We start from the raw sequence: 24,480 nt of genomic DNA, 5'->3' as shown, positions 1-24,480 counted from the left end.
CAGGGCTTCTCTTCCCCTAGCGTCTGGCCATGAGAACAACCGAGACGGATCGAGCCGGGTCGATGCCTCCGGCCCGCAAAGTGTTGTGCGGCGTGTACGCGCTGATCGCGCTCCTAGCGCTGGTGGCGACGTGGAGCCAAACCGTCAATTACATCCACAGCGGTGCCGCCTTCTTCGGCACCTTCTGGCAAGACACCAGGGTCAATGCCGCGTCGCGCAACGTCGCCGCCGACGCGCTGATGCTGAGCATGTCCGTCGTCATCTTCATGGTCATCGAAGCCAGGAAACACCAGATTCGCTTTGTCTGGCTCTACGTCATCGGCGGAGTCTTCATCGCCATCAGCGTGACCGTTCCGCTCTTTCTGCTCGCACGCGAAATTCGGATCGGCGGCGCAGAACGCCCGCACCTTCGCCCACTCGACGTGATCTTCTTGATCGTGTCGAGCGCTGGAGCTCTCACCCTCACTGCCTGGGTCGACGCGGGTTGAACTCTTGTTCGAGCAGCGCAGCGACACGATCACTGACCCCCTCAATCCCCTTGCCGGACATAGGAGTAGATGTACAGCGCCATGGCGGTCGCGAGCGCGAGGAGCACCCACTGCACCAGTGCCTGGTCGATCATCGAACCCGGCGGCGGTGCACCGGGCAAGATATTTCGCAGCGGGACGATCGCGAACAAGTTCGCCGCGTACCAGGTTGCGAACGGAGGCACGAACTTTCGCCTGCCCATCGCCATCGGAATGGCCACGACCAACGCCAGGGTCGGCAGGCTGATCAAGACCAGGATGATGCCCAGGTCGAAGATCAGCGGGCCCTTGGCCCGGTGCAGCGTCACCACCACATTGCTCCTGTTGTGGCTGCCGGTTTCGCTGTTGTCACTGTTGCGCTGCGTGGTCGCGTCCCAGCCGTCCATCGCGCCGGTTACCTGGACGCGGGCCGGAAGTCGCTTGCGTTCGGCGCCGTTTCCGACGAACACGTCGGCCGAGATCGGCTCGGACTTATAGGAGTCAAAGGGCCATGCGCCCGGATCGCCGTGCGCCTGGATCGTGGTGCTGACCTGAGCCGGCGCCTTGCCCGCGGGGTACTTCAGGTCACCGAGATCGTTGGGCGGATACAGCCGTACGGCGATGTCGGTGTTGAGCTCGTCGAAGCGCTTGTCTTCCAACGACTCACCGGGATAGATCAACACATTCACCGTAAGCCGGTTCGTGGTGGGCTTCAGCTCTTCCAGGCGGATCTGCACGACCGTCTCGTCGAGACCGGCCTGGCTGAGATCGAGCGGCGGTAACGGGCCTTCGGTCTTCTGCAGGAGGTGGACGCCGAACAAGGAGAGGCCGTAGGCGGCGAACACGGCCATCACGATCGCCACGCCGATCACGATGCGCGGCCGATGTCGTTCTTTCGCCGGAGTCGGCCGCGAGACCGACGAGGGTGTCTGAACGGTCATTGCTGGCCGCCATCCCGAAGGGTGCGGGCCGCTTGCCTGAAGCGGACGGGCCCACTGCGGTGGACGGCAGCCGGTGAGGGCAACACGCGCGTCACGTTAGCGAAGTCAGATCCCAATCGCGCGGTGAAAGATGGATACCGCCAAGGACGCCTGCAGCTCGTCACCCGTTGGCCACTTCGCAGTAACGCGCAGTTCAGGAACACTAACGGTAGACATGAATTCGCCCGCGGGACGGGACAGTTCGGCCCTCGAACCGCTAATCTAGCGTCGGTTCGCGTGCACAGCTCGCTGGCCGGAAACTCTCAAGAAATTGTCAATATCCGGGGTGAGGCAACGACATGAAGTACAAGCGACTAGCCGCCGCCGTCAGTTTGCTGGCCGCGGGCGCCACCGTGCTGTCGGGGTGCGAAGTCCCTCACACCAGCATGGCGTACGCGAGCGAGGTCGTGACCTGTGGAGGCAAGCCGGCGATCTCGGCCAGCGGCTCCACCGCCCAAGCCAACGCGATGAAGCGCTTCGTCAGCGCCTACAGCAAGTCCTGCCCCGGTCACGATCTGAACTACACCGCGAACGGATCGGGCGCCGGCGTCGCCGACTTCCTTTCGGGCAAGAGCGATTTCGCCGGTTCGGACATCCCCCTGAGCGACGACCAGGCGGCCGCCGCCAAACAGCGCTGCGGTGGAGCCGAGGCGTGGAACCTGCCGGTGGTCTTCGGGCCGTTGGCCATCACCTACAACCTGCCGAACGACTTCCTGGTGCTCGACGCCCAGACGGTGGCCGGCATCTTCAACGGCAGTATCACCCGCTGGGATGACCCGCAGATCACGGCGCTGAACGCGTCGATGCCGTCCGAAGACATCCATGTCGTCTATCGCAGTGACAAATCGGGCAGCACGGCCAACTTCCAGGACTACCTCAAGTCCGCGGCCGGCAACGTGTGGACCCAGGGCACCGGCAAGGAGTTCAAGGGCGGCGTGGGGACCGGCGCCAAGGGCAACGACGGCACCTCGTCGATGGTCAAGAACACCGAAGGCGCGATCACCTACAACGAGTTGTCGTTCGCGATGGACCAGGGTCTGTTCGCCGCCGAGATCAAGACGCCGGCCAGCCGGAAGACGAGGCGACCGGTCCGCATCGGCACCGACTCGGTCGGCAAGACCATCGCCGGAGCCAAGATCGTCGGCAAGGGCAACAACTTGGTGCTCGACCTGTCGTCGTTCTACAACCCCAGCCAGGACGACGTCTATCCGATCGTGATGGCGACCTACGAGATCGTCTGCTCGAAATACCCTGACCCGCAAGTGGGGATGGCGGTCAAGGCCGCCCTGGAGGCCACCCTCGGACCTGGCCAGATCGATTTGGACAAGCACGGCTACATTCCGCTGCCGCCGGACTTCCAGTCGAAGGTGATGGGAGCGGCCACCGCCATCAGCTGACCCGGTCGCTTACGCATCGAAAGCCGATGTGTGTGGTCGCGGTGTCCTGCGACTGCGGGGAGCGCGCCGCCGGCCGGTAGCGGTGGCAATACTCCGGGGCACACAGGTGTGAGCCGCCTTTGAGTGTCTGCGTGACCGCGGGATCGGCGGGTCCGGTTGGCGCGCAACAGCTTTTGGGCGGTTGATCAATCCGGTGATGCGCCGAGAATTCGGTGGTCGTCCACTCCCATACGTTGCCGATCATGTCGAACAAGCCGAAACCATTCGGCGGAAACGTCGCGACCGGCGACGTGCCCGGCCACCCGTCATTGCGGTACGGGAACCGGCCCTGCCAGGTGTTGGCCATCGGCTTCCCGTCGGGCTTTTCGTCGTCGCCCCAGGCGTAGGTGGTGGTGGTCCCGCCGCGGGCGGCGTACTCCCATTCTGCTTCGGTCGGCAGTCGTCGTCCCGCCCAGCGCGCATAGGCGGCCGCGTCGGGATAGGCCACCTGCACCACCGGATGCTCCGCCCGGTCGGCGACGTCGCTGCCCGGTCCGAACGGGTGCCGCCAGCAGGCTCCCGGCACCCAGGTCCACCACTGCCGCCAGTCGCGCAGATCGACCGGCCCCGAAGTCGGGCGGAAAACCATTGCGCCGGACTGCAGCTCGTTCGGGTCGGCGCCCGGGTACAGGGCCGGGTCGATCGGCTGCTCGGCGATCGTGACATAACCTGTCGCATCGACGAATTCGGCGAACTGCGTGTTGGTCACCGGGTGGCGTTCGATTGCGAACGCGTCGATGCGCACCGTGTGGATCGGAGCTTCCTCCGGGTAGAAACTGGTTGATCCCATTCGGAATGACCCGGTCGGCAGTTCGACGAGTTCGGTGGGCATCGATTCAGGGTATGACGACCGCGAAATCCTGCATCAATGCGGCTTTGGCCGAGGCGAACCCCGCAGCGTCCTCGGGCCCCTCCATGTGGACGACGACCAGGTAATTGCCGGTGTTGGTCCAGATGTGGGTGATGCGATCGGCGAACACGACCGAGCCCGACGACCCGCCGAACGTCCCGGTCAGCTTTTGGCTGCTGTAGCCGCAGAATTTCGCGCCGACGATGTCGACCTGGAGGTCGGGTTTCGAGTGCGCGAGGTTGTCGGTGTACGCGGTGAAGGCGGCGGCGGGCCCGAGTTTCGTCGCGGCGATGGTGACCGTCCCCGTCATCGAGTCGGGGCCGGTGAGTGACAACGCGAGATCTTCGTGACCTTGCTCGCTGGTCCACCTGTCAGGCAGCGTGATGGTGATTCGTGGCGCGGCGGCCGCGACGACTTGAGCTACCGTCCCGATACCGCCGCTGGCCGGGCCGGGGAAGCAGAGAAACGCGTTGGGCGGAATGTGATCGGGCACGGTGGTCTCGATACCGGGGGCTGGTGGGAAGTTGCCCGTCCTGGGTTGACGCGCCTGTGCTGCCGACCCACCGGTCCACGCCCCGACCCCGTCGACGGTCCTGGCGCAGCCCGTGAGCGCGACTGCCAAGATTGCTGCTGCGGCCAGCGCGGGCAGAAGCACCCTCGGCAGCAGGTTAGTCACGCGAAAAGGCTAGCGCCAATTCTTTTTCCACGTCTTGATACGGCCGACCGGACAGATCGACGGTGACCTGCGCGATGGTGCCCCCGGTGAACACGAACGGCGCCTTGTAGCGGCTGGACACTGCCGAACCGCCGTTGCGGCCGACCGTGATTCCGGCACCGGCCAGCCCGAAGGTGCCCGGATGCGTCTGCACGTCGGCCAGCGTGCCGACTGTCGCGTCGTCGATGAACAGCGTGACGTCACCCAGCGGCGTGTGGCTGTTCTCGACTGTGCCCGCACGGGCGTAGCGGACACCGAACACGTGCCGACCCAGAGGTACCGCCTCCGTCGAGGCGACCTCCTGCTGCCGTTCGCCGAGGAAGTTGTAGACGTAATGCAGCCGGCCGTCCTGGATGAACAGCGCGTGGCCGCCGTGGGCGCCGCCCTGCTTGAATAACACACCCTCGGCTCCTGTGCTGTCGACGGTGACGTCGGCAAGCACCGCGAAGGACCGGCCGCGCAGCTCGGCGCCGGCGCCGATCCCGACGTCGGCGCAATCGGGATAGTAGGTGTAGCTATCGCGATCACCGGCCAACAGCGGCCGCGAACGCATCAACGTCTCCATCACGTTGAGGTCCGACAACGGCAGACCGTTGTACTTCGCAGCTTCGGAAAACCAGAGCGCCTTGAGCTCTTCCAACTTTTCGGGATGCTCTCCGGCCAAGTCGTGGCACTGGCTGCGGTCGGCTTCGATGTGGAAGAGCTCCCAACGGTCGGCGTCGAAATGACTCCAGCCCGCTGGCGTGGCGGCGTGCACGGTGTTGGCGAACCAGCCGTTGTGCCAGACGCCTCGAGTACCCAGCATCGTGTAGAACTGAGTCTGCTTGCCGGTGTCGGCGGATGGATCGGCAAGCGCGGCTTTGAAACTCACGCCGTCTAGCGGCTTCTGCGGGATACCTTTGACGGTCTGCGGCGGCTCGATGTTCAACAGGTCGTAGACGGTCGGGGTGATGTCGCATACGCTGACGTAGTTGTCGCGCACTTCACCGTGCGCTGCAATCCCTTTGGGCCAGGACACAATTGCCGTGTCGGCGATGCCACCCTCGTGCGAGGCGTATCGCTTGTAGAGCTTGTAGGGCGTGTTGAATGCCATCGCCCACCCGATCGGATAGTGGTTGTAGGTCTGCGGCCCGCCGAGCTGGTCGAAGAGCTTCATGCTCTCCTCGACGGTGTCGATGTAGCCGTTGAAGAACTTGCCTTCGTTCACCGACCCGTTGGGACCGCCCTCACCGCTGGCTCCGTTGTCGGAGATCACCACGATCAGCGTGTTCTCCAGCTGACCCGATTCCTCGAGATAGTCCAGGATGCGCCCGATCTGGGCGTCGGTGTAACTGAGGAATCCCGCGAACACCTCCGCCATGCGGCTGAAGAGTCGCTTCTCTTCGTCGTTCAGCGAGTCCCACGGCCGCACGGTGTCCTGCAGAGGCCACGGCTGGCCGTCGGGACCCTTGACGTCAAGGTAGGGATTGACCGGCGACAGCTCGGTGTCCTGCGGCACGATGCCCATCGCCTTCTGCCGCTCGAGCACGATCTCGCGGTACCGCTCGTAACCCATGTCGAACTTGCCGGCGTACCGGTCCGCCCACTCCCGGAAGACATGGTGCGGCGCGTGACCCGCGCCCGGGCAGACGTAGCTGAACCACGGCTTGTCCGGAGCGATCACCTTGGCATCGCGGATGAACTCAATTGTCTTGTCCGCCAGATCTTTCGACAGGTGATAGCCGTCCTCCGGGGTGCCGGGCGGGTTCACTGGGTGGTTGTCGTAGACCAGGTCCGGGTACCACTGGTCAGTTTCGCCACCCAGGAAGCCATAGAAGCGCTCGAATCCGCGCGACGTCGGCCAGTGCCGTTTGGTCGCAGCCAGGTTCGATTCTTCGAGTGGGGTCAGATGCCACTTGCCGACGCAGTAGGTGTTGTAGCCCCGTTCGGCCAAAACCTCTGACAGTAAGGCGGTTTCGAAGGGGATACGGCCGTTCGAGTTGGGGAATCCTTCGGTGAACTCCTCGATCATGGCCATGCCGACCGTGGTGGCGTTGCGCCCGGTCAGCAGCGACGCGCGGGTCGGCGAACACAACGCCGTGGTGTGAAACTGCGACAGCCGTACGCCGTGCTCGGCGATCCGGGTCATCGCCGGCATATCGACCAAACCGCCGAAGCAGTCCCAGGTCGCGATGCCGGTGTCATCCCACACTAGGTACAGGATGTTGGGTGAGCCCTCCGGCGCGGTCGGCGCGGCGTAAGGGCCCCAATCTGGTTCCGAATCACGGATATCCAGCTCGATCTTGCCGTTGAACTCGCCTACCATCCTGGCCTCACTTTCGTAGCGGCCCCCCAGGATTCCCGATGCAGACTACACCGCTGAGCCGAATTGTCGGCCAACATTGACTGACCGGCTACGCCTGTTCTTGGTCGTCGTCCGGTGTCCAGGTGTGCGGCAGCATCGGCATGCTCGGGCCACCGCCGAAGTCGTCGGCCAGCGTCGCCAGACCCGCAGGTTGCTGGCGGGCGTGGGTGACGGTGCCCGCGAAGCCGAGTGGGCCCGCGCCGCTGTCGGACGCCGCCGTGGAGCCTCCGGGATCATCACTCTGTGGCTCGTAATCCATTGTGGCGTCGGCGTAGTCGTGCTGTCGGGCCTGCTGCTGACGGCGCTTGCGAGCGCGCCGCCGGGTCGCTTCCGCGGCGGCGACCGCGGCCGACTCGCCGGGGGCTTTCAGCCGCGCGCTTGCGGCTGCGCCCGCCCGGGCCCCGGAGTCGAATCCGATCGGTGGGCCGCCGTTCGCGGCAACCGCATAGGGAAGAGCAAACCCATGGGCGGCGGTCGGCGGTGGTGGTGTCGGCGCCGGCGCTGTGCCGGTTGCGGTGCTCGGCGCGGGCGCCGTCGGGGCTGGCGCGGCGGTTGCGGGCGGGGCCACGGTCGCGGCGGCCAGCGGAGTGGACGCAACCACCGGCGCGAGCGGCAACGCCGAGATCGGCGGGACGGGCGGAAGGAATGGCTGAAAGAGCGAGGGATCGATCAGGCCCGCCACGGCAGCCACCGACGCCACCGCTGCCGCGGCGGCGGCTGGAAGGACGCTAGTGGAGGAACTCGCCGCGATGGCGGCAGCGACCACGGGATGCGCGACCAGAAACGCGACGATGTTGGCGGGCGTCAGGCTTGCCAACGCCGCCTCGGGGTTGGTGGCCAGCAACTGCGCGAAGTTCTCGAGGTCCTGGACGAGCGTCACGGTGTTCTTGACCCAGTACAGCGTGGTCAGCGGGTTCGTGTACGAGGAGTACGGCAGCCCGTTGATCGTGCCGGCGCTAGGGTCCCAGGTGATGCCTCTGGCCTGAAGGAACTGCACGATCAGCTGATCGAGCGGCGTCTCGGTGGTCGCGTCAGCCGGTGACGCGGCAGAGCTGGAGTTGCTGTCCGACTTGAGGATTGGCGGAGCTGGCGCGGTCACCGGTGTCGCCGCTACGGCCGAGCCGGCCACCGCTTGATAAGTGCCCATGGTGGTGGCGGCCTGAATCCACATGCGCGCATAGTCCGCCTCGTTCAGCGCGATCGGAATCGTATTGATACCAAAGAAATTGGTGGCTACCAGGGCGCCGTGCGCGACATGGTTGGTGGCCAGCTCCGGCAGCGTGGGCATGGCGGCCAGGGCCGCGGTGTGCGCCGCGGCCAAAGTCTCGTGCTGGGCGGCCGCGGCCGCGCTGTTCGTGCTGGCCTGATTCAGCCACGCCAGAAACGGCGCGTTCGCGGCGACGAACGACTCGGCGCTGGGACCTTGCCAGGCACCGCTCTGTACCTGCGCGAGTAGACCGGTGAGTTCGTCTGCGACTGAGGCGTATTCGGCGCTCAACGACGTCCAGGCGTCGGCGACCTGCAGCAGTGGGCCGGCTCCCGGGCCGCTGCTCAGCAGTGCCGAATGCACCTCCGGCGGTGCCGCGATCCAGATCAGCGCGGTCATCGCTAGCCGGTTGCGACGAGGTACAGCGAAGACGCTGCAGCGTCACCAGTGGCGTAACTGGTACCAGACTCCCCCACGCCGACGCCCGCCCGGCCCAGCTCTTCGGCGCCCCGGGCAGCCACCGCTGTGTGCCATCCGCCGCGGCTACTGAACTCCGCGGCGCTCTGCAGCGACACCGGATCGGCCGCTGGAGGCACCACTGCGCTGATGAGGGGCCCCGCAGCGGCATGCGCGGCCGCCAGTCGTGCCGTCAACGCCTCGACGCCGGCGCAAGCAGCAGACAAGCCTTCGGGAACGACGCGCAAAGTCATATCTGCCACTCCTTCGATGGTCTGGTCACGGGTACGGGAGAACGGCTGATTCGCAAGGTAATCAAGGCACGTCGACATTTCGCGCGACAGCGTTGACGCGCAGTCGGCCCCAGCCAGCCGGTTCTTTCGACGTCGCGATGATTCGGGACCTCAAAAGCATTGGCAGTCAACGTATTACGATTGTGGCGGTGCTTGTACCCGCGCGGTGTCTACACTTCTTCGAATCACGATGGTTTTTGACCCCGCGACCCTGATACCAGCGCGGATGCCGACATTCGACTCAAGCTGATTCCGGTGTACCGTGACCGGTCCTCGGGCAAGGGAATACCTGTGAGCTTCCGTTTCACACTCGAATGGCCCGGCGCTCGTTCGCCGATGGCGGCACAGACGGCATCCGACTTGTGACACCGATAGGCTGACCAGCTATCGCAGAGCGGCTCCGCCGCCGTTCACTGATCCTCACGTGGAGAGTGATGAACAACCAATTCCTGCCGCTGGTGGTCGGCGCGGTCATGCTCGCCCTCGGGCTCACGCTGACCGTTGACGACTTCCGCCGGGCCGCCACCGTACGACGCCCGCTGTTGGTGGCACTGATCTGTCAATCGCTGGTGTTGCCCGCACTGTGCCTGCTGATCGCCGAGGCACTACATCTGACGCCCAACCTCGCCGTCGGTCTGATGCTGATGGCGGCGACCCCTGGTGGCATGTTGGCCAACGTGGTGAGTCATCTTGCCGACGGCGACCTGGCGCTCAACCTCACGCTCACCGCGATCAACGCGGTGTTGTCGATCGTCGCCATACCGGCGATCCTGGCCTTCTCGCTGACGTGGTTCCTCGGCGAAGAACGTTTCATCCCATTGCAATTCGACAAGTTCTTCGGTGTCATCGCGATGGTGCTGATACCCGTCGCGATCGGCATCGCGATCCGCAACCGGTTTCCCGAGTTCGCCCGCCGACTGCACAAGTTGGTCAGAGTCGCGGCCGCGGTACTGCTCGTGCTGGCCGTTGTCGGCGGGATCGTCAGCGGCCAAACCACGCTGTGGAAGGACTTCGGCGTGCTGAGCGCGGCCGTCGCCCTGTTCTGCGCGATCAGCCTCTCAGTCGGCTACCTCGTATCCCGCGGGATGCGACTCGGTCCTCGGCAAGCTGTCGCGGTCAGCCTGGAAATCGGACTGCACAACGCCGTGGTGGCGATCGGTATCGCACTCAGTCCGCAGCTGTTGAACAACGCCGACATGGCCTTGCCGGCAGCGGTTTACGGGATCATCGGGCCGCTGATTGCGCTGACGTTCGTGGTCGCCGTGCGCCGCCTGGATCCGGCTTACCGTGCGGCTTCCACCGCACGGGCCGGCTGAGGCTACTTAGCCTTCTCGAGAATCTCGACAAGCCGCCAGCGCTTGGTGGCCGACAGCGGACGAGTCTCCATCAAGGACACGCGGTCACCGATGCCGGCGTCGCCGTGCTCGTCGTGCGCCTTGACCTTCTTGGTGGTCCGGATGATCTTGTCGTACAACGGGTGGCGCATGCGATCCTCGAGCTCGACCACGATGGTCTTCTGCATCTTGTCGCTCACCACGTAGCCGATGCGGGTCTTGCGACGGCCGCGCGGCTTCGGGGTGGCTGGAGTGTGCTTGGGCCCCTTGGCGCGAGCGTCGGTCGCCGGCGCTGCCTTCTTTGCAGGGGCTGTCTTCTTCGCCTCAGCCATTAGGATTCCTCATTTCCAGCGCCATCAGGGCCTGCGGCCAGCCCGAGTTCGCGTTCACGGAGCACGGTGTAGATCCGTGCGATTTCCTGGCGGACCGTGCGGAGCCGACGGTTGTTGGCCAGCTGACCAGTCGCCATCTGGAAGCGCAGGTTGAACAGCTCTTCCTTGGATTCGCGCAACTTGTCGATCAGCTCTTCGTCGTTGAGCTCGCGCAGTTCGCCAGGCGAAGTTCCCACTGCCATCAGAACTGATCCTCTCGGGTGACGATGCGTGCCTTGATCGGCAGCTTGTGGATCGCACGGGTCAACGCTTCCCGCGCGGTCTGCTCGTTGGGGTAGCTGAGCTCGAAGAGCACACGACCCGGCTTCACGTTGGCAATCCACCACTCCGGCGAGCCCTTACCCGAACCCATCCGGGTTTCGGCGGGCTTCTTGGTCAGCGGACGGTCCGGGAAGATGTTGATCCACACCTTGCCGCCACGCTTGATGTGCCGGTTGATGGCAATACGAGCGGACTCGATCTGCCGGTTGGTGATGTAGGCGTGCTCCAGTGCTTGGATGCCGTAATCGCCGAAGCTCACCGACGTTCCGCCGCTGGCGATCCCGCGCTGGCGCGGGTGGTGCTGCTTGCGGTGCTTGACTCTGCGGGGAATCAACATGGTTTAGCTCTCCGTACTCTGCGCCTCGACGGCGGGCGCCTCTGCCGTGGCAGGTGCGGCGCTCGCGGTGTCCTCGGCGGCCCCCAGCGCGCTTCGGCCGGCCTCGGTACTGGTAGCCGTCGTCCCCGCGGATCCGCTACGACGCGGGCGGGTGCCCGACGGACGTTCGCGGCGCGGACGCTCAGCTCCAGCCGACGGCGCAACCAGCTCGCGCTTGCCACCGACGATGTCGCCCTTGTAAATCCAGACCTTCACGCCGATTCGGCCGAAGGTGGTCTTGGCCTCGTACAGGCCGTAGTCGATGTCGGCGCGCAGCGTGTGCAGCGGCACTCGACCTTCGCGGTAGAACTCCGAACGGCTCATCTCGGCGCCACCGAGACGTCCGGAACACTGCACCCGGATGCCCTTGACGTTGGGCTGCCGCATCGCCGACTGAATCGCCTTGCGCATCGCGCGGCGAAACGCCACGCGGTTGCTCAGCTGCTCGGCCACACCCTGGGCAACGAGCTGTGCCGTCGACTCGGGGTTTTTCACCTCGAGGATGTTGAGCTGCACCTGCTTGCCGGTGAGCTTTTCCAAGTCGGCGCGAATGCGGTCGGCCTCGGTGCCGCGGCGACCGATGACGATGCCCGGACGGGCGGTGTGGATGTCCACCCGAACCCGGTCCCGGGTGCGCTCGATCTCCACGTCGGCGATGCCGGCGCGCTCCAAGCCGGTCGACAGCAGCTTGCGGATCGCCACGTCTTCCTTGATGTAGTCCGCGTACTGCTTGTCGGCGTACCACCGGGACTTCCACTCGGTGGTGATGCCGAGGCGGAATCCGTGCGGATTGATCTTCTGGCCCACTACTCCGAGCCCTCCTTCGCTTCCGAAGTCGCTTCAGTCCCAGCGGACTTCGCGGCAGGAGCCTTGGCTCCAGATGTCTTGGCCGCAGCCGCCTTCTTGGCGGGCGCCTTCTCTGCCGTTGCCTTCTTGGCAGGCGCCTTCTCGGCGGCGGCCTTCTTGGCGGGAGCCTTCTTCGCGGGAGCCGTGCCCGCGGCCTTACTGGCCTGGGCGCGACGCGCGCGGGTGGCGCTCGCGGACTGCGAACTCCGCCCGTCCTTGCTCGGACGGCTTTCCACGATCACGGTGATGTGGCTGGTGCGCCGACGGATCCGGAACGCACGGCCCTGGGCGCGCGGGCGGATCCGCTTGGCGGTGGGACCGTCGTCGGCGTAGACCGTGGCGACCACCAGGGTCGACGGGTCGAGCCCATTGTTGTTCTGCGCGTTGGCCGCAGCGCTAGCGATGACCTTGGCCACCGGCTCGCTCGCGGCCTGCGGCGCCCAGCGCAGGATGTCCAGCGCTTCGGTCACCGACTTGCCGCGGACCAGGTCGATGACCCGGCGCGCCTTGGTCGGCGACACCCGCACGAACCGCGCTTTGGCGACCGCCGAAGGAAATTCAGTAGCCGTGCTCATCGCCGCTTGGCCTTCCGGTCGTCTTTGATGTGTCCCTTGAAGGTGCGCGTCGGTGCGAACTCACCCAGTTTGTGGCCCACCATCGATTCGGTGACGAAGACCGGCACGTGCTTGCGACCGTCGTGGACGGCGAAGGTGTGGCCGATGAAGTCGGGAATGATGGTCGAACGGCGCGACCAGGTCTTGATGACCTGCTTGGTGTTCTTCTCGTTCTGTACGTCGACCTTCTTGAGTAGATGGTCGTCGACGAACGGACCCTTTTTGAGGCTGCGTGGCATATCTGTTACTCCTGGCTGCCGCTAGCGAGACTTCTTGCCGGTGCGCCGGCGTCGGACGATGAGCTTGTCGCTGGGCTTGTTGCCCTTACGGGTACGGCCTTCCGGCTTACCCCACGGGCTGACCGGGTGGCGACCACCGGAGGTCTTACCCTCACCACCACCGTGCGGGTGGTCGACCGGGTTCATCACGACACCACGGACGGTGGGACGCTTGCCCTTCCAGCGCATGCGGCCGGCCTTACCCCAGTTGATGTTGGCCTGCTCGGCGTTGCCGACCTCACCGACGGTGGCGCGGCAGCGCACGTCGACGCGGCGGATTTCACCGCTCGGCATCCGCAGCGAGGCGTACGTGCCTTCCTTACCCAGCAACTGGATGCTCGATCCCGCCGAGCGGGCCAGCTTGGCGCCACCGCCCGGGCGGAGCTCCACGGCGTGCACCAAAGTACCGGCCGGGATGTTGCGCAGCGGCAGGTTGTTGCCGGGCTTGATGTCGGCGTTGGCGCCGGACTCCACCACGTCGCCCTGGGAAAGTCCCTGCGGCGCAATGATGTAGCGCTTCTCGCCGTCCAAGAAGTGCAGCAGCGCGATGTTCGCGGTGCGGTTCGGGTCGTACTCGATGTGCGCGACCTTGGCGTTCACGCCGTCCTTGTCGTTACGACGGAAGTCGATCACGCGGTAAGCCCGCTTGTGACCGCCACCCTTGTGACGAGTGGTGATGCGGCCGTGCGCGTTACGCCCACCCTTGCCGTGCAACGGCTTGATGAGCGACTTCTCCGGAGTCGAGCGAGTGATCTCGGCGAAATCGGAGACGCTGGCACCGCGACGACCCGGAGTCGTCGGCTTGTACTTGCGAATTCCCATGTCTGTTAAGTCTCTCTATCCTCGGCTGTTCGCGGCTACGCCGTCGCGCCGAACAACTCGATCGGCTTGCTGCCCGGCGCCAGCGTCACGATGGCGCGCTTGGTGCTCTTGCGTTGACCGAATCCACTCCGGGTCCGCTTGCGCTTACCCTGCCGGTTCGCGGTGTTCACCGCGGCGACCTTGACCGAGAAGATCTTCTCGATCGCGATCTTGATCTGCGTCTTGTTCGAGTCGGGGTGCACCAGGAACGTGTACACGTTGTCGTCGATCAGGCCGTAGGACTTCTCCGAGATGACCGGGGCCAAGATGATGTCGCGGGGATCAGTGACGGTCGCCATCAGGCCGAAACCTCCTCGGTGCTCTGGGTGTTCGCGGCGATGTAAGCGTTGAGCGCCTCCACCGAGAACACCACGTCGTCGGCGTGCAGCACGTCGTACGTGTTCAGCTGATCCGGCGACAGGATGTGCACACCGGGAAGGTTGCGCACGCTCTTGGCGCCGGTCTCGTCGCTACGTCCGATGACCACCAGCACCTGCTTGCGGTCGGTCAGCGTGGCGAGAAAACCCTTGGCGCTCTTGGTCGACGGCGTCTGACCCGACACCAGCTCGGTGATCGCGTGGATGCGGCCGTTGCGGGCCCGGTCCGACAACGCGCCGCGCAGTGCGGCGGCGATCATCTTCTTCGGGGTGCGCTGGCTGTAATCGCGCGGCTGCGGGCCGTGCACGACGCCACCGCCTGTGAACTGCGGCGCACGGGTCGAGCCCTGACGCGCCCGACCAGTGCCCTTCTGCCGGTACGGCTTACGACCACCACCGCGAACGTCGCCGCGAGTCTTGGTCGCGTGTGTGCCCTGCCGTTTGGCCGCCAGCTGCGCCGTGACGACCTGATGCAGCAGAGCGATGTTCGCGGGCGCGTCGAACAGCGCGGCCGGCAACTCGACCGAGCCGTCGGTCTTGCCGTCAGGCGTCTTGACGTCGATCTTGATGGCCTTGCCAGACGTGTCTGTAGCCATTACTTCTCACCTCGTTTGATCGCGCTGCGAACCACCACGAGTCCGCCGTTGCGTCCAGGCACCGCGCCCTTGATCAGCAGCACGCCGTTCTCGGCATCGACCAAGTGCACCAACAGGTTCTGGGTGGTGACACGGTCGTTACCCATCCGGCCGGCCATCCGGGTGCCCTTGAACACACGCGCGGGGGTGGCACAGCCACCGATGGAACCGGGACGGCGGTGAACCGCCTGCGCGCCGTGGCTGGCGCCCTGGCCGCGGAATCCGTGACGCTTCATGGTTCCCGCGAAGCCCTTGCCCTTCGACGTGCCGGTCACGTCGACATAGGTTCCGGCAGCGAAGATTTCGGCCGTGAGTTCCTGGCCGACCTGGTAATCGGCCGCGGCCGCCTCGTCGTCGAGACGCAACTCGGCCAGGTGCCGACGCGGGTTGACCCCGGCAGCGGCGTACTGGCCCGTCACCGGCTTATTGACCTTGCGGGGACTGATCTCGCCGTAGGCCAGCTGCACCGCGCTGTACCCGTCAACTTCCGGAGTACGGATGCGGGTAACCACGTTCGGCCCGGCCTTGACCACCGTCACGGGGACAACGCGGTTGTTCTCGTCGAACACCTGCGTCATGCCCAGCTTGGTGCCCAGAATGCCCTTTCTCGCCATTGCTCGCAGCTCTCCTACTGGATGTTGACGTCGACGCTGGCAGGCAGATCGATGCGCATCAGCGCGTCAACGGTTTTCGGGGTCGGGTCAAGGATGTCGATCAGGCGCTTGTGAGTGCGCATCTCGAAGTGCTCACGCGAGTCTTTGTACTTGTGCGGTGAGCGGATAACGCAGTACACGTTCTTCTCAGTCGGCAGCGGCACTGGGCCAACCACACTGGCGCCCGTACGGACAACCGTCTCGACGATCTTGCGCGCCGAGGCGTCAATGGCCTCGTGGTCGTAGGCCTTGAGCCTGATGCGGATCTTCTGTCCCGCCACGCTTCCTCACTCTCCAGGTCGAGACCCGGTTTCCTCACCGAACTTTATTGCCTGCGATCGGCCTAGCCGACCGAGGCGCCCGGTTGTTGCGCCGCTGTTTACCTGTCTTGGTCCACCGGCCCCCGCGGTCGGGTGTGTCGCCCTCACGCAGCCTGGTTCGCGACCGAAATTGGTCTCGCTCCAGATTGGGACCGGACGCGCCCGTTGTGGGCGCTGGTCGTATGCCCGGCCAGGCGCGAACCCGGCTCAAGGCAACCCGAACAGTATGCCCTAGATCGCGGTGAGGGCCAAATCTGTCCGACCACGGGTAAACCGCGCACCTGGGCGGTCGAGCACCAGGCTATTGCTCCAGTGTGCGAGACGTCGCAATTAGCGGCTCGACCTGCACTGATGCCGACGAGGATGTAGGAAGACGCCGTCACGAGCGCCCCAGTCCTACGATTCGACGGCATGACGACCATGACGCCGACCTACAGGGCGTGGAAGACGCTGGCGAGCAAGCCGGGCGGGAGCCGGTTGTTCTCGATAGGAGCGATGGCGCGGGCCCCCTACTTCGCTTCGGTGCTCCCCCACGTGGTGCGAATGGAGCCGGGCCTGGCCGAGGTGCGGGTACCGAAGTGGTTCTTCGTCTACAACCACCTCCACACGGTGCACGCGATCGCGTCATGCAACGCCGCCGAGATCGCGATGGGAATGCTGATGGAGGCCACCATCCCGCCGAGCCATCGGTGGATACCGAAGGCGATGAACGTCCAGTACCTCGGTAAGGCCACCACGTCGCTGCTGGCCCGGGCCGAGCTGGATCCGCCGGCTTTCGGGCAGCTGCCAGATGGGCAAAAAGGCTGGGACGTCGTCGTGCCGGTCAGCATCACCGACCGCGGGGGCGAAGAGGTCGTTCATGCCGACATCACCACCTGGGTGACGCCGGCCGGCTAGGGCTGGGCTAGATATGTCCCGTGGCCGCGGCGCACCAGACCGCCGTCGAACTCGAGCACCTCGTTGACCAGACCGCCCCTTTGGTTGCGGTAGTTGATCACCAATGTCGACACCCCGGCGTATGCGCCGACCACGTCGAAGTGCACGTCGGGAACGGCTTCCAGTGCGGCGCACCAATATTCGCGGAGCGAGGCTTTGCCCGTCACGACTCCCGCCGACCCGGGAACGACGTTTGCCGCGACGGGCGAGGTGAACACGACGTCGTCGTGGAAGTGCGCGAGCACAGCTTCCACATCGCGACGGTTCCAGGCAGCGGCCCAGTCCTCGGCGAAAGTGATCGGGTCGGGCGTACTCACTGTCTGCCCTTCAGGGTGGCCCAGAACGGACACTGGTGTTCCGTCTCGAAATCGGTGTCGAGCTGGCTACCACCGGGCCGCAACGACATCCAGTAGTTGTGCTCGGGATCAGCGTTTTGCGCCGGCCAGTCGGGCAGACCTGCGGCCTTGGGCGCGCCATCGGTGACGAAGTGACTCCAGTAGCTCATCATCTGGTCGGACAGAATCTGCTGCGCGCGATCAAGTGACGGCGCGCCACCCATGCTGAACAGGTACCGCAACTCCAGCGAGTGGCTTGCGCCCACCGGGAACGGGGCGTGCCGCATGAAATCGGGCTCGGGCGCGTGCGGATCGTCGAACTCGTACGAGTAGACCGGTGCGTTGCGGCTCAGCGAGTCGGCGAATCTGTCTGCGGTACAGGCAAATACGCCGTCGGTGGCCGCGGCCGAGTACGCCAGCGACACGTCGCCGCCGTAATGGTCGGGCGAATAGTGCGCCAGCACTTGGGCGCCGTCGTCGCCGAAGATGTCGGTGAGCACGCGTGGGTATTCAGCGGGGCTCACTCCCCGATGCAGCTTCGAGGCCCGTAGCGCCGCGAACAAGGTGAACTCGTCGTGGTTGACGCCGATCAGCACCGGAACGCGCGCGGCCCGGTCGGCGGCGAACGCCGTCATCGGATTGTCCGGCAGCGTCGCGGTTCCGGTCACCGGGCCGGACAGCGCATCGGAATCTCCCAAGAAGTAGTACCAGGGTGGACGCTCGAGTTTGGTGGCAGGCAGGGCCCGCAGGCACCGCGCGGTGGTGGCTGGATTGCGGCAGCCGGCCGCGACCGCGTAATCGGTGCTCTGCCGTTGCCCGAAAGCCAGCTCCGCCTGCGCCTGGCACGGGGCACTCTGGATGATGGCCGCCCGGAACAGTCCAGCCGACCCGGGCGCAATCAGGTGGTCGCACACCGACATGCCGCCCGCCGATTCGCCGGCAATCGTGACTTTCTTCGGGTCACCGCCGAATGCGGCGATATTGTCGCGGACCCATCGCAGGGCGGCCTGCTGGTCGGCGAGGCCGTAGTTGCCGACGGTGCCGGCTGGGCCGAGCGATGGATGGGCCAGGAAACCCAGGGCGCCCAGCCGGTAGTTGACCGTGACGACGACGATGTGTCCCTTGGCCGCCAGCCAGCGTGAGTGGTAGATGTCGCCGCTGCCGTTGACGAAGCCTCCCCCGTGGATCCACACCATCACCGGACGTTTCTCGCCGTGCTGCGCACGCGGCGGCGTCCAGACGTTGAGCGTCAGGCAGTTTTCGCTGGTCGGCTTGCCCACTCCAGGTTTGAGACCGGTGTCCTGCATGCACTGCGGCCCGGCCTTGGTTGCGTCCAACATGCCCGACCAGCGCGCGGCGGGTCGCGGCAATTGCCACCGCAGCGGCCCCAGCGGTGGCTCCGCATACGGAATGGCTTGGAACAGGCGGTAATCCGCGGCCACCTGGCCGCGGACCGATCCCATCGCGGTGCGCACGACGCCGGCATCCAGCGGGCCGGCGTAGGCCGGTTCCGCCTTATGGGGCTTGACGACGGCGTCCTGTCCGCATGCCACCACAAGCAGGGCCGTCATCAAGACGACGGCCCACGCTCGACGGCGACCAGGCGAAAGGATGGACACGATACGACAGCCTACGGATTACTGGAGAGCGGTCACCGGCTAATCAACGATCACCGAGATCCTGTATGACACGTGTCAAAAAGGAGCGGCAGGTGGCTCCGGCACGTCATGCGTCTCGGGTACCGCTGTCGCGGCTGAAATCCCCAGACCTCGAGCCGATCTCGACGACGTCAGTCGGCGCTCCCGAGCGCCTGCTGGTTCGTTACGGCCTTGTTCTGCTCGCGTTGCACATGTAGGAACCCGTCGACGGCGGCTTCGGCGCATTCGCGGTAGTCGAAGTTGGGCAGAGTGGACAACCGGCCCAGCACAGCCGGGCCAATCAGGAGCGCAATCGCCCGGGTTCGATCGATGTCGCCCAACTCCTCGGCATCGGGGCTGTTGAAGATCGCATCGAACGGCGCTGCGTATTGCTGGGCGATGCGTTCACGCAAGGTGCTGATCGCGGAACTGTCGGACGTCGGAGTCCGCCGCGACTCGGGCAGCTGCTCCAGGTCACGTCCCAGCGCCAGCCAGCTCATCGCCATCACCATGCCCGAGCTCTCGGCAATCGACTGTCCGAAGGCCAGGACCACGGCGATCAGCCGGTCGCGCAGGGTGCCGTCGTCGGACGGCATCGGCGCCGGCGGTATCAACCCGCTGAAAGCCGCTGCCAGCAAATCGTTTCCGCTCGGGAAGTGGCGGTACAGGGTGGCACGGGCGACGTTGGCGCCACGGGTCACCGCGTCGACGGTCACCGCGCTGGGACCCCCGGCACGAAGCAGTGCGGTGGCGGCCTCCAGCAACCGGGCCCGAGAGCGTGCCGGGCGCGGATCGGTCTTGTCCGCGATGTGGACCACCTCCTCGTGTCCGCCCTAGACAGCGTACGCAAACGTCTACGCCGGCGACAGCAACCCTCCCGCGACTCAACCGACAAACTCTGCGGCCCGATGGCCCAGCATCGCGATGGTGGCGTGCGGGCCGCGACTGGGGATTGCCGGCAGAACCGACCCGTCGATCACCCACAGCCCGTCGATCCCGTGCACTCGGCACCGGTGGTCGACAACCGCGGCTGGATCCCCGGCGTGGCCCATGGGGGCGCTCCCACACAGGTGCTGCGACGTCGACCACACCGGATCACCGATTTCGGTTGTCGCACTGGCGATTTCGTGGGCCAGTTGGCAACCGTCCGCCAGCGCCGCGAGGTCTGCCGGTTCGCTGTCGTAGTGGTGCTCGACGACCGGCGGCACCGTCGGGTCGGCCGATACCAGCACGACTCGTCCGCGGGCAAGTGGCCGCATCAGCGCCACCCCGAGGTGGGGCCAATCCGGATGCCCCGGTGTTCCGTCGCCGACCATGGCCACGAAGCCGCCGGTATACGGTCGGATCTCGACCCCGTCCGGGGTGCTCAGCACCACCTCGAGCACCGGCCGTCCGGCTTCGACCGCCCACGTGGTCGGCAGCACCAATTCCGGGTGGTCGCTGCAGCCCACGCCGACCGGCAGCGGGGCGATCACGTCCACCCCCACGGCGCGCAACATCGCCTCCTCACCCACGCCGGAAAGCATGAGCAGATGTGCCGACTCGATCGCCCCCGCGCACAGCACGACGTGCTCGGCGGTGACCGAGATTTGACCCCGCGGACCGACGGCGTCCACGCCGCGGGCTCGTCCGTCGGCGATGCGCAGGCGAAGCGCCCGGGTCCGGGTCAGCAGCGTCAGGTTGGCGCGGCCCAGTGCGGGCAGCAGATAGGCGGCCCCGGGCCCGATCCGCATACCGTCGACGATGTTGAGCGGGACCGCCCCGACACCGGCCGGCAGCGCGTCGGCCTGACCTACGTCGTTGAGATCGGGCAGCCAATCGAAACCATGCTTACCAGCCGCCTCAACGAAAACTGCTGTGCTGCCGGTTAATTCACGGGTGCGGCGCACCAGGATCGGGCCTTTGTCGCCGTGGGCCGGACCATGGAAGTCCAGGTCGGTCTCGATTGCCCGGAAATGCTCGACGACGTCCGACCAGCCCCAGCCTGGCAAGCCAAAGCCGTCGAAGTCAGCGCGCAGACCGCGGCAGAAGTATCCGCCGTTGACGGCGCCTGATCCACCGACGACGGTGCCGCGCATGATCGCCATCTGACGGGCAGGGTGATCGGTGAGCGTGGTCTGGTAGCGCTGAACCAGCGGGCTGGCCGCGCCGATCGGCAATCGAAGCCCGTTACCGGTTTCGGCCCGCAATCTGGGGTCGTCGAGACCTGGGCCCGCTTCCAGCACCGTCACCGAGCGGTTGGGATCCAGCGAAAGCCGGTTCGCGACAACAGATCCAGCGCTTCCTGCCCCAATGATCAGCACATCGCTGTGCAGCGCCGCTACGGTCAGGACTCAGACCCGGATCTGCGGCTTGAGTGGACCGACGTTGCGTTCCCGCACCACGCCGTACCACAGGCCCAGCCCATAAGCGAGATCGTCGATCCGCTTGAGCACCAGGTACGTGAGCAACCCGATCGGACGGGCATCGTCGTCGGCGGCCTGCCGGCGGTTGGCCCAATCCACCACCCCGTCGACGATCGCCGCGACCACGACGATCCGGCGACACGAGCGGAACAGCATCGCAGCGAGCAGGGCGACCGGCCAGTAATGCCGGCAGATCGCCGATGCCAGCTGCAGGGCCGCCGACCACAGGCTGCGGGCGGCCACCGTCACGACGTCCCACATCTGGGTCTCGGTACCCTGCATGCTCTTCGCGACTCGGCGACCGGTGAGCCCGGCAACGAAGAGTGACGCCAGGTAGCCGAAGCTGGAGCCGAGCGCCATCAAGATCCAGGCGCTCAACGCCCAGCCGGAGATCATCAGCGGCGCGATCTTGTCCGGGTGCCGGACCGACAGCGGCGCCGCCGACCCTCCGTAAAACGCTTTGCGCGCAACCCAATCCCGCAATTCGGTCCGATGATCGTGCGCCACTTGGGCGATCGGCTCGTACCGCAGTCGGGCACCGGCCTCGACGAGCCGCCAGCACAGGTCGACGTCTTCACCTGACCGCAGCGTCTCGTCGAACCCACTGATATCCCGCAAAGCCGAGGTGCGACAGATGATTGCGGCGCTCGGCACATAGGAAACCCTGGTGTAGGGAATCACCGGTGCTTCGCGCTGGCCGAGATCCAGTGACGAACGCACCGCCTCGTAGCGGCCGACCAGATGGTCGGTCTGAGCGAGTCCAACGATTCGCGGGGCGACCAGCGCGACGGTCGGATCGCAGAAGTGCCCGAGCAGCGCCTCGAGCCAGCCGCGGCGTGGGACGACGTCGGAGTCGAGGAACGCGACGAAGTCCGTCGTGCAGGCCGCCAACCCGGTATTGCGGGCCGCGGCGGGACCCCTGCTCTGCGCGTGCCGCAGGATTTCGAGGTCAGGGTGCCCGGCGGCGAAATCTTCGTGCCGGACCGGCGTCGAGGAGCCGTCGTCCACGATGACGATCCGCAGGCCGCGCAACGCGGCCACCACCCGTCTCAGCCCAGATGCATTGTCCCGCACCGGAATAACCACGGTCACATCACGGTGTGACGGACCGCCCGCCGGGCGCGGATGGGCTACGGTCGCGTCGAGTAGCGTGCGGGCCAACTCGGCGCTCAGCGCGTCACGCACCTTGAGCCGGCCGTCGGCCAGCATGTCCTGTGCGGCGGGCGCCAGCCGCAGGATCCGGGTGGGCGATCCGCCCAGCAGAGCCGACCCCTGGCCAAGCACCCTGACCCGGCGGTCGACTTGCACAGCGAACCCGTCCGGCAAACGCGCCTGTGTCATCGATGCCGCCCCCGCCAGCCGGCCCAGGGGGTCACGTGAGCATCCCGTCGGCGGCAGGCGCCCACCGCTCGATTCGGCGCAGACAATCGTCGACCATCTCGGCGAGCATCCGCTCACCGTCGGCGGCGGTCGCGGTGGTCGGGTCGCCCAGCACGCCGACTTCACTGACGGCGGCCACTCCCCCGGTGCGCATCGACGGGAGCAACTGTGACAGCGGAGCGTTGTTGCCGGGGCGCAGTCGGTCGGTGCGAACCTCGGCGGGCGAAATATGCAGCAATACTGAAGTTTCGGAGTGCCCGGCGTGGGCATCGCCGCCGACGACTGCGCACGGGCACCATGCGACGTCGCGTCCCTCGCGGCGCAAAAGTCCGACGGCCTGTCCCAGCGCAGCGATGTTGCCGCCATGACCGTTGACGAATACCAGCCGCTGCGCCCAGCAGGTCGCCGACCTGCCGTACTCGACGAGCAGCGCCGTCAAGGCGTCGGTGCCGATCGAGATCGTCCCGGAAAAACTCTGATGCTCGCCGCTGGCGCCGTAGGCGATCGCCGGGGCGGACAGCCAGGTCAGGTCCGGATCATCGGACAGGTTTGCTGTGAGCGCTCCGGCGACGGCCGCGGCGATTCGGGTGTCGGTGTCCAACGGCAGGTGCGGGCCGTGCTGCTCGGTAGAACCGACGGGGATAGCCAGCCCTATTGGCATGCTCTGCAGTTGGCTCGATGTAGAGCCCCCGAGGTCGGGCTGGACTACCACCCGGTGATGGTAAGACGAATTCACCTGCAGTGCATTGGTTGTTGGCGCTATAGAATAAGTTTTTTCGGCCGGCCGTTCACTAAAACCGGTCCGCGTCGCCTCGTCAGCCCCGTGAGTATCAACATACCCGCTGGTCTCGTGGGCCCGCGGTTACGCTCCGGCGGCGTTCGCGCCGAGTTCCCGGGTGAAGCCGTCCGGCACCAGGACGTCGTCGCGGTTGAGGTCGTGCACCGACGCGCGGCCAAGACCCATCAGCGCGGAGTTGATTCCGCCGTGCATGATGTCGAGCACGTTCTCCACGCCCGGTTGCCCGGCGGCGGCGAGACCCCACAGGTAGGCCCGTCCGATCATCACCGCACGGGCCCCGAGCGCCAAGGCCTTGACGACGTCGCTGCCCCGCCGGATACCGCCGTCCAGCAAAACCTCGACCTGGTCGCCGACCGCGTCGGCGACGGCGGGCAGAGCGCGAATTGACGCCGGCGTACCGTCGAGGTTGTTGCCGCCGTGATTCGACACCGAAATCGCCGAAACACCAGCATCCACAGCCCGTTTCGCGTCGTCGATGCGCATCACGCCCTTGAGCATGAACGGTCCGCCCCAGAGTTCGCGCAGCCACGCGATGTCCGCCCAAGTCGGCGGCGGCGTCGTCATCCACTCGCCGTACGCGGCGAAGAACGGCGGCCCGGCTTCCCCGCGCGGTGCCAGGTTGGGCACCCGGAGGTCCGGCGGACGCAGCGTCTTGCCGAATCGCCACAACCAGCCCGGCCGCGTGATGACCTCCGGCGACATCCGCAGCATTGTCCTCAGGTTCATCTGCTCGGGGATCTTGGGACTGCCCCAGTCGCGACCGTGAGAGAACGACCAGTCCGTGGTGACGATCAACCCGACCGCCCCGGCCTGCCGAGCACGCTCGACGCGGGCCGCGATCACGTCACGCCCGCCCGACCAGTAGACCTGGAAGAACAACTTCGGGTTGGCCGCAATCACGTCCTCGATCGGCTTACTGGCGAACGACGACAGGCCCATCGCGGTCCCGCGTGCCGCGGCGGCTCGCGCAACGGCCACCTCGCCGTCCGGGTCGACGGCCTGAACGCCGGTCGGTGAAATGATGACCGGCAGCGAAATCTCTTGTCCCATAACGGTTGTAGACAAGTCACGCTTCTCGAGCGCGCCGACCACGTGCGGGGCGAAGCCCAGCTCGCCGAACGCCTCGACGTTGTCGGAAACGGTCAGCCCTTTTTCGCTCGCGGCGACCAGCGCGGAGTACGACGACTTCGGCAACCGTTTCTTCGCGCGCTGCTGGGCGATGGCGACGGTTTCGAACCAGACGTCACGGGCCAC

General features: G+C 66.1%; 28 protein-coding genes. 4 read left to right on the top strand and 24 right to left on the bottom strand.

Annotated elements, in window-relative coordinates; genetic code table 11:
* Positions 1–29 precede the first annotated feature (29 nt).
* On the top strand, positions 30–488 hold the full coding sequence (locus MKK62_RS14675) for a DUF2834 domain-containing protein (RefSeq protein ID WP_240259886.1): 459 nt from the start codon (positions 30–32) through the stop codon (positions 486–488).
* A 41-nt stretch (positions 489–529) separates the two neighbouring features.
* Here the strand turns inward: MKK62_RS14675 and MKK62_RS14670 are convergent, their stop codons facing one another.
* Positions 530–1,447: a DUF4436 domain-containing protein gene (locus MKK62_RS14670; RefSeq protein WP_240259888.1), complete on the bottom strand. Its 918-nt coding sequence runs from the start codon at positions 1,445–1,447 to the stop codon at positions 530–532.
* 338 nt (positions 1,448–1,785) lie between these two features.
* Here MKK62_RS14670 and pstS point away from each other — a divergent pair, with 338 nt between their 5' ends.
* Entirely contained in the window at positions 1,786–2,883 is a 1,098-nt protein-coding gene (pstS, locus tag MKK62_RS14665; RefSeq protein ID WP_240259890.1) for a phosphate ABC transporter substrate-binding protein PstS, read from the top strand.
* Here pstS and MKK62_RS14660 read toward each other — a convergent pair.
* The 5 genes from MKK62_RS14660 to MKK62_RS14640 form a co-directional block, all read right to left on the bottom strand.
* Complete coding sequence (locus MKK62_RS14660; protein ID WP_240259892.1) at positions 2,876–3,754, bottom strand: formylglycine-generating enzyme family protein; 879 nt, start codon at positions 3,752–3,754, stop codon at positions 2,876–2,878. The two genes, pstS and MKK62_RS14660, sit on opposite strands and share 8 nt — an antisense overlap.
* Positions 3,755–3,758: 4 nt before the next feature.
* Entirely contained in the window at positions 3,759–4,448 is a 690-nt protein-coding gene (locus MKK62_RS14655) for a hypothetical protein (RefSeq protein ID WP_240259894.1), read from the bottom strand.
* Entirely contained in the window at positions 4,441–6,792 is a 2,352-nt protein-coding gene (locus tag MKK62_RS14650) for an arylsulfatase (protein WP_240259896.1), read from the bottom strand. Before MKK62_RS14650 ends, MKK62_RS14655 begins: the two co-directional genes overlap by 8 nt.
* Positions 6,793–6,880: 88 nt before the next feature.
* Positions 6,881–8,437 carry a PPE family protein gene (locus tag MKK62_RS14645; protein ID WP_240259897.1) on the bottom strand — a complete coding sequence of 519 codons (1,557 nt, stop codon included), beginning with the start codon at positions 8,435–8,437 and terminating at the stop codon, positions 6,881–6,883.
* Between the two features lie 2 nt (positions 8,438–8,439).
* Positions 8,440–8,748, bottom strand: coding sequence for a PE family protein (locus MKK62_RS14640; protein ID WP_240259898.1), 309 nt, complete (start codon positions 8,746–8,748; stop codon positions 8,440–8,442).
* A 473-nt stretch (positions 8,749–9,221) separates the two neighbouring features.
* Between MKK62_RS14640 and MKK62_RS14635 the strand changes: the two genes are divergently transcribed.
* The gene (locus tag MKK62_RS14635) at positions 9,222–10,103 is read left to right on the top strand and encodes a bile acid:sodium symporter family protein (RefSeq protein ID WP_240259899.1); all 882 of its coding nucleotides are present in this window, start codon (positions 9,222–9,224) and stop codon (positions 10,101–10,103) included.
* A 2-nt stretch (positions 10,104–10,105) separates the two neighbouring features.
* Here MKK62_RS14635 and rpsQ read toward each other — a convergent pair whose 3' ends face one another.
* Genes rpsQ through rpsJ form a run of 11 tightly spaced genes read right to left on the bottom strand, consistent with a single transcriptional unit; the run spans position 10,106 to position 15,695 of the window.
* A complete protein-coding gene (gene rpsQ, locus MKK62_RS14630; RefSeq protein ID WP_240259908.1) occupies positions 10,106–10,453 on the bottom strand; it encodes a 30S ribosomal protein S17 in 348 nt (115 codons plus the stop codon).
* Entirely contained in the window at positions 10,453–10,695 is a 243-nt protein-coding gene (rpmC, locus tag MKK62_RS14625) for a 50S ribosomal protein L29 (RefSeq protein ID WP_240259910.1), read from the bottom strand. The genes rpsQ and rpmC overlap by 1 nt, the downstream gene beginning before the upstream one ends.
* A complete protein-coding gene (gene rplP, locus MKK62_RS14620) occupies positions 10,695–11,111 on the bottom strand; it encodes a 50S ribosomal protein L16 (protein ID WP_240259930.1) in 417 nt (138 codons plus the stop codon). The genes rpmC and rplP overlap by 1 nt, the downstream gene beginning before the upstream one ends.
* A gap of 3 nt (positions 11,112–11,114) precedes the next feature.
* Entirely contained in the window at positions 11,115–11,957 is an 843-nt protein-coding gene (gene rpsC, locus MKK62_RS14615) for a 30S ribosomal protein S3 (protein WP_240259932.1), read from the bottom strand.
* On the bottom strand, positions 11,957–12,571 hold the full coding sequence (rplV, locus tag MKK62_RS14610) for a 50S ribosomal protein L22 (RefSeq protein ID WP_240259939.1): 615 nt from the start codon (positions 12,569–12,571) through the stop codon (positions 11,957–11,959). Before rplV ends, rpsC begins: the two co-directional genes overlap by 1 nt.
* Positions 12,568–12,849: a 30S ribosomal protein S19 gene (rpsS, locus tag MKK62_RS14605; protein ID WP_006245110.1), complete on the bottom strand. Its 282-nt coding sequence runs from the start codon at positions 12,847–12,849 to the stop codon at positions 12,568–12,570. The genes rplV and rpsS overlap by 4 nt, the downstream gene beginning before the upstream one ends.
* A 21-nt stretch (positions 12,850–12,870) precedes the next feature.
* Complete coding sequence (gene rplB, locus MKK62_RS14600; protein WP_240259941.1) at positions 12,871–13,710, bottom strand: 50S ribosomal protein L2; 840 nt, start codon at positions 13,708–13,710, stop codon at positions 12,871–12,873.
* 35 nt (positions 13,711–13,745) lie between these two features.
* Positions 13,746–14,048, bottom strand: a complete 303-nt coding sequence (rplW, locus tag MKK62_RS14595) for a 50S ribosomal protein L23 (RefSeq protein WP_240259943.1) — start codon at positions 14,046–14,048, stop codon at positions 13,746–13,748.
* Positions 14,048–14,722, bottom strand: coding sequence for a 50S ribosomal protein L4 (gene rplD, locus MKK62_RS14590; RefSeq protein ID WP_240259945.1), 675 nt, complete (start codon positions 14,720–14,722; stop codon positions 14,048–14,050). The genes rplW and rplD overlap by 1 nt, the downstream gene beginning before the upstream one ends.
* Positions 14,722–15,375 carry a 50S ribosomal protein L3 gene (gene rplC, locus MKK62_RS14585; RefSeq protein WP_240259947.1) on the bottom strand — a complete coding sequence of 218 codons (654 nt, stop codon included), beginning with the start codon at positions 15,373–15,375 and terminating at the stop codon, positions 14,722–14,724. Before rplC ends, rplD begins: the two co-directional genes overlap by 1 nt.
* Before the next feature lie 14 nt (positions 15,376–15,389).
* Positions 15,390–15,695, bottom strand: coding sequence for a 30S ribosomal protein S10 (gene rpsJ / locus MKK62_RS14580; protein ID WP_003873519.1), 306 nt, complete (start codon positions 15,693–15,695; stop codon positions 15,390–15,392).
* Between the two features lie 450 nt (positions 15,696–16,145).
* On the opposite strand from rpsJ, the gene MKK62_RS14575 reads away from it, so the two are divergent.
* A complete protein-coding gene (locus MKK62_RS14575) occupies positions 16,146–16,631 on the top strand; it encodes a hotdog fold domain-containing protein (protein ID WP_240259948.1) in 486 nt (161 codons plus the stop codon).
* On the opposite strand, the gene MKK62_RS14570 is transcribed toward MKK62_RS14575, so the two are convergent.
* The 7 genes from MKK62_RS14570 to mftD all read right to left on the bottom strand — a co-directional run bounded on the left by MKK62_RS14570 (position 16,628) and on the right by mftD (position 24,480).
* The gene (locus MKK62_RS14570; RefSeq protein ID WP_240259950.1) at positions 16,628–16,987 is read right to left on the bottom strand and encodes a nuclear transport factor 2 family protein; all 360 of its coding nucleotides are present in this window, start codon (positions 16,985–16,987) and stop codon (positions 16,628–16,630) included. The genes MKK62_RS14575 and MKK62_RS14570 overlap by 4 nt on opposite strands.
* Entirely contained in the window at positions 16,984–18,576 is a 1,593-nt protein-coding gene (locus tag MKK62_RS14565) for a carboxylesterase/lipase family protein (RefSeq protein ID WP_240264142.1), read from the bottom strand. Before MKK62_RS14565 ends, MKK62_RS14570 begins: the two co-directional genes overlap by 4 nt.
* Positions 18,577–18,794: 218 nt before the next feature.
* Positions 18,795–19,460: a TetR/AcrR family transcriptional regulator gene (locus MKK62_RS14560; RefSeq protein ID WP_240259952.1), complete on the bottom strand. Its 666-nt coding sequence runs from the start codon at positions 19,458–19,460 to the stop codon at positions 18,795–18,797.
* A gap of 66 nt (positions 19,461–19,526) precedes the next feature.
* Positions 19,527–20,972, bottom strand: coding sequence for a mycofactocin dehydrogenase MftG (gene mftG, locus MKK62_RS14555; protein ID WP_240264143.1), 1,446 nt, complete (start codon positions 20,970–20,972; stop codon positions 19,527–19,529).
* A 3-nt stretch (positions 20,973–20,975) separates the two neighbouring features.
* Positions 20,976–22,388, bottom strand: coding sequence for a mycofactocin biosynthesis glycosyltransferase MftF (mftF, locus tag MKK62_RS14550; RefSeq protein ID WP_240259961.1), 1,413 nt, complete (start codon positions 22,386–22,388; stop codon positions 20,976–20,978).
* A gap of 31 nt (positions 22,389–22,419) precedes the next feature.
* Positions 22,420–23,163 (bottom strand): mycofactocin biosynthesis peptidyl-dipeptidase MftE, encoded by a 744-nt coding sequence (gene mftE, locus MKK62_RS14545; protein ID WP_240259970.1) that lies wholly within the window; start codon positions 23,161–23,163, stop codon positions 22,420–22,422.
* Between the two features lie 126 nt (positions 23,164–23,289).
* On the bottom strand, positions 23,290–24,480 hold the full coding sequence (gene mftD, locus MKK62_RS14540) for a pre-mycofactocin synthase MftD (RefSeq protein ID WP_240259979.1): 1,191 nt from the start codon (positions 24,478–24,480) through the stop codon (positions 23,290–23,292).

This window comes from Mycobacterium paraterrae, from assembly GCF_022430545.2.
GTDB classification, from domain to species: domain Bacteria; phylum Actinomycetota; class Actinomycetes; order Mycobacteriales; family Mycobacteriaceae; genus Mycobacterium; species Mycobacterium paraterrae.
Note: the sequence above shows the minus strand (reverse complement) of the source record. Positions and strands in the feature narration are given on the sequence as shown.

What these genes read in the sequence shown, in the direction of transcription:
- MKK62_RS14675 (WP_240259886.1), top strand. Translation starts at nt 30, where the DNA reads ATGAGAACAACCGAGACGGATCGAGCCGGGTCGATGCCTCCGGCCCGC.
- MKK62_RS14670 (WP_240259888.1), bottom strand. Translation starts at nt 1,447, where the DNA reads ATGACCGTTCAGACACCCTCGTCGGTCTCGCGGCCGACTCCGGCGAAA.
- pstS (WP_240259890.1), top strand. Translation starts at nt 1,786, where the DNA reads ATGAAGTACAAGCGACTAGCCGCCGCCGTCAGTTTGCTGGCCGCGGGC.
- MKK62_RS14660 (WP_240259892.1), bottom strand. Translation starts at nt 3,754, where the DNA reads ATGCCCACCGAACTCGTCGAACTGCCGACCGGGTCATTCCGAATGGGA.
- MKK62_RS14650 (WP_240259896.1), bottom strand. Translation starts at nt 6,792, where the DNA reads ATGGTAGGCGAGTTCAACGGCAAGATCGAGCTGGATATCCGTGATTCG.
- MKK62_RS14645 (WP_240259897.1), bottom strand. Translation starts at nt 8,437, where the DNA reads ATGACCGCGCTGATCTGGATCGCGGCACCGCCGGAGGTGCATTCGGCA.
- MKK62_RS14640 (WP_240259898.1), bottom strand. Translation starts at nt 8,748, where the DNA reads ATGACTTTGCGCGTCGTTCCCGAAGGCTTGTCTGCTGCTTGCGCCGGC.
- MKK62_RS14635 (WP_240259899.1), top strand. Translation starts at nt 9,222, where the DNA reads ATGAACAACCAATTCCTGCCGCTGGTGGTCGGCGCGGTCATGCTCGCC.
- rpsQ (WP_240259908.1), bottom strand. Translation starts at nt 10,453, where the DNA reads ATGGCTGAGGCGAAGAAGACAGCCCCTGCAAAGAAGGCAGCGCCGGCG.
- rpmC (WP_240259910.1), bottom strand. Translation starts at nt 10,695, where the DNA reads ATGGCAGTGGGAACTTCGCCTGGCGAACTGCGCGAGCTCAACGACGAA.
- rplP (WP_240259930.1), bottom strand. Translation starts at nt 11,111, where the DNA reads ATGTTGATTCCCCGCAGAGTCAAGCACCGCAAGCAGCACCACCCGCGC.
- rplV (WP_240259939.1), bottom strand. Translation starts at nt 12,571, where the DNA reads ATGAGCACGGCTACTGAATTTCCTTCGGCGGTCGCCAAAGCGCGGTTC.
- rpsS (WP_006245110.1), bottom strand. Translation starts at nt 12,849, where the DNA reads ATGCCACGCAGCCTCAAAAAGGGTCCGTTCGTCGACGACCATCTACTC.
- rplB (WP_240259941.1), bottom strand. Translation starts at nt 13,710, where the DNA reads ATGGGAATTCGCAAGTACAAGCCGACGACTCCGGGTCGTCGCGGTGCC.
- rplW (WP_240259943.1), bottom strand. Translation starts at nt 14,048, where the DNA reads ATGGCGACCGTCACTGATCCCCGCGACATCATCTTGGCCCCGGTCATC.
- rplD (WP_240259945.1), bottom strand. Translation starts at nt 14,722, where the DNA reads ATGGCTACAGACACGTCTGGCAAGGCCATCAAGATCGACGTCAAGACG.
- rplC (WP_240259947.1), bottom strand. Translation starts at nt 15,375, where the DNA reads ATGGCGAGAAAGGGCATTCTGGGCACCAAGCTGGGCATGACGCAGGTG.
- MKK62_RS14575 (WP_240259948.1), top strand. Translation starts at nt 16,146, where the DNA reads ATGACGACCATGACGCCGACCTACAGGGCGTGGAAGACGCTGGCGAGC.
- MKK62_RS14565 (WP_240264142.1), bottom strand. Translation starts at nt 18,576, where the DNA reads ATGACGGCCCTGCTTGTGGTGGCATGCGGACAGGACGCCGTCGTCAAG.
- mftF (WP_240259961.1), bottom strand. Translation starts at nt 22,388, where the DNA reads ATGACACAGGCGCGTTTGCCGGACGGGTTCGCTGTGCAAGTCGACCGC.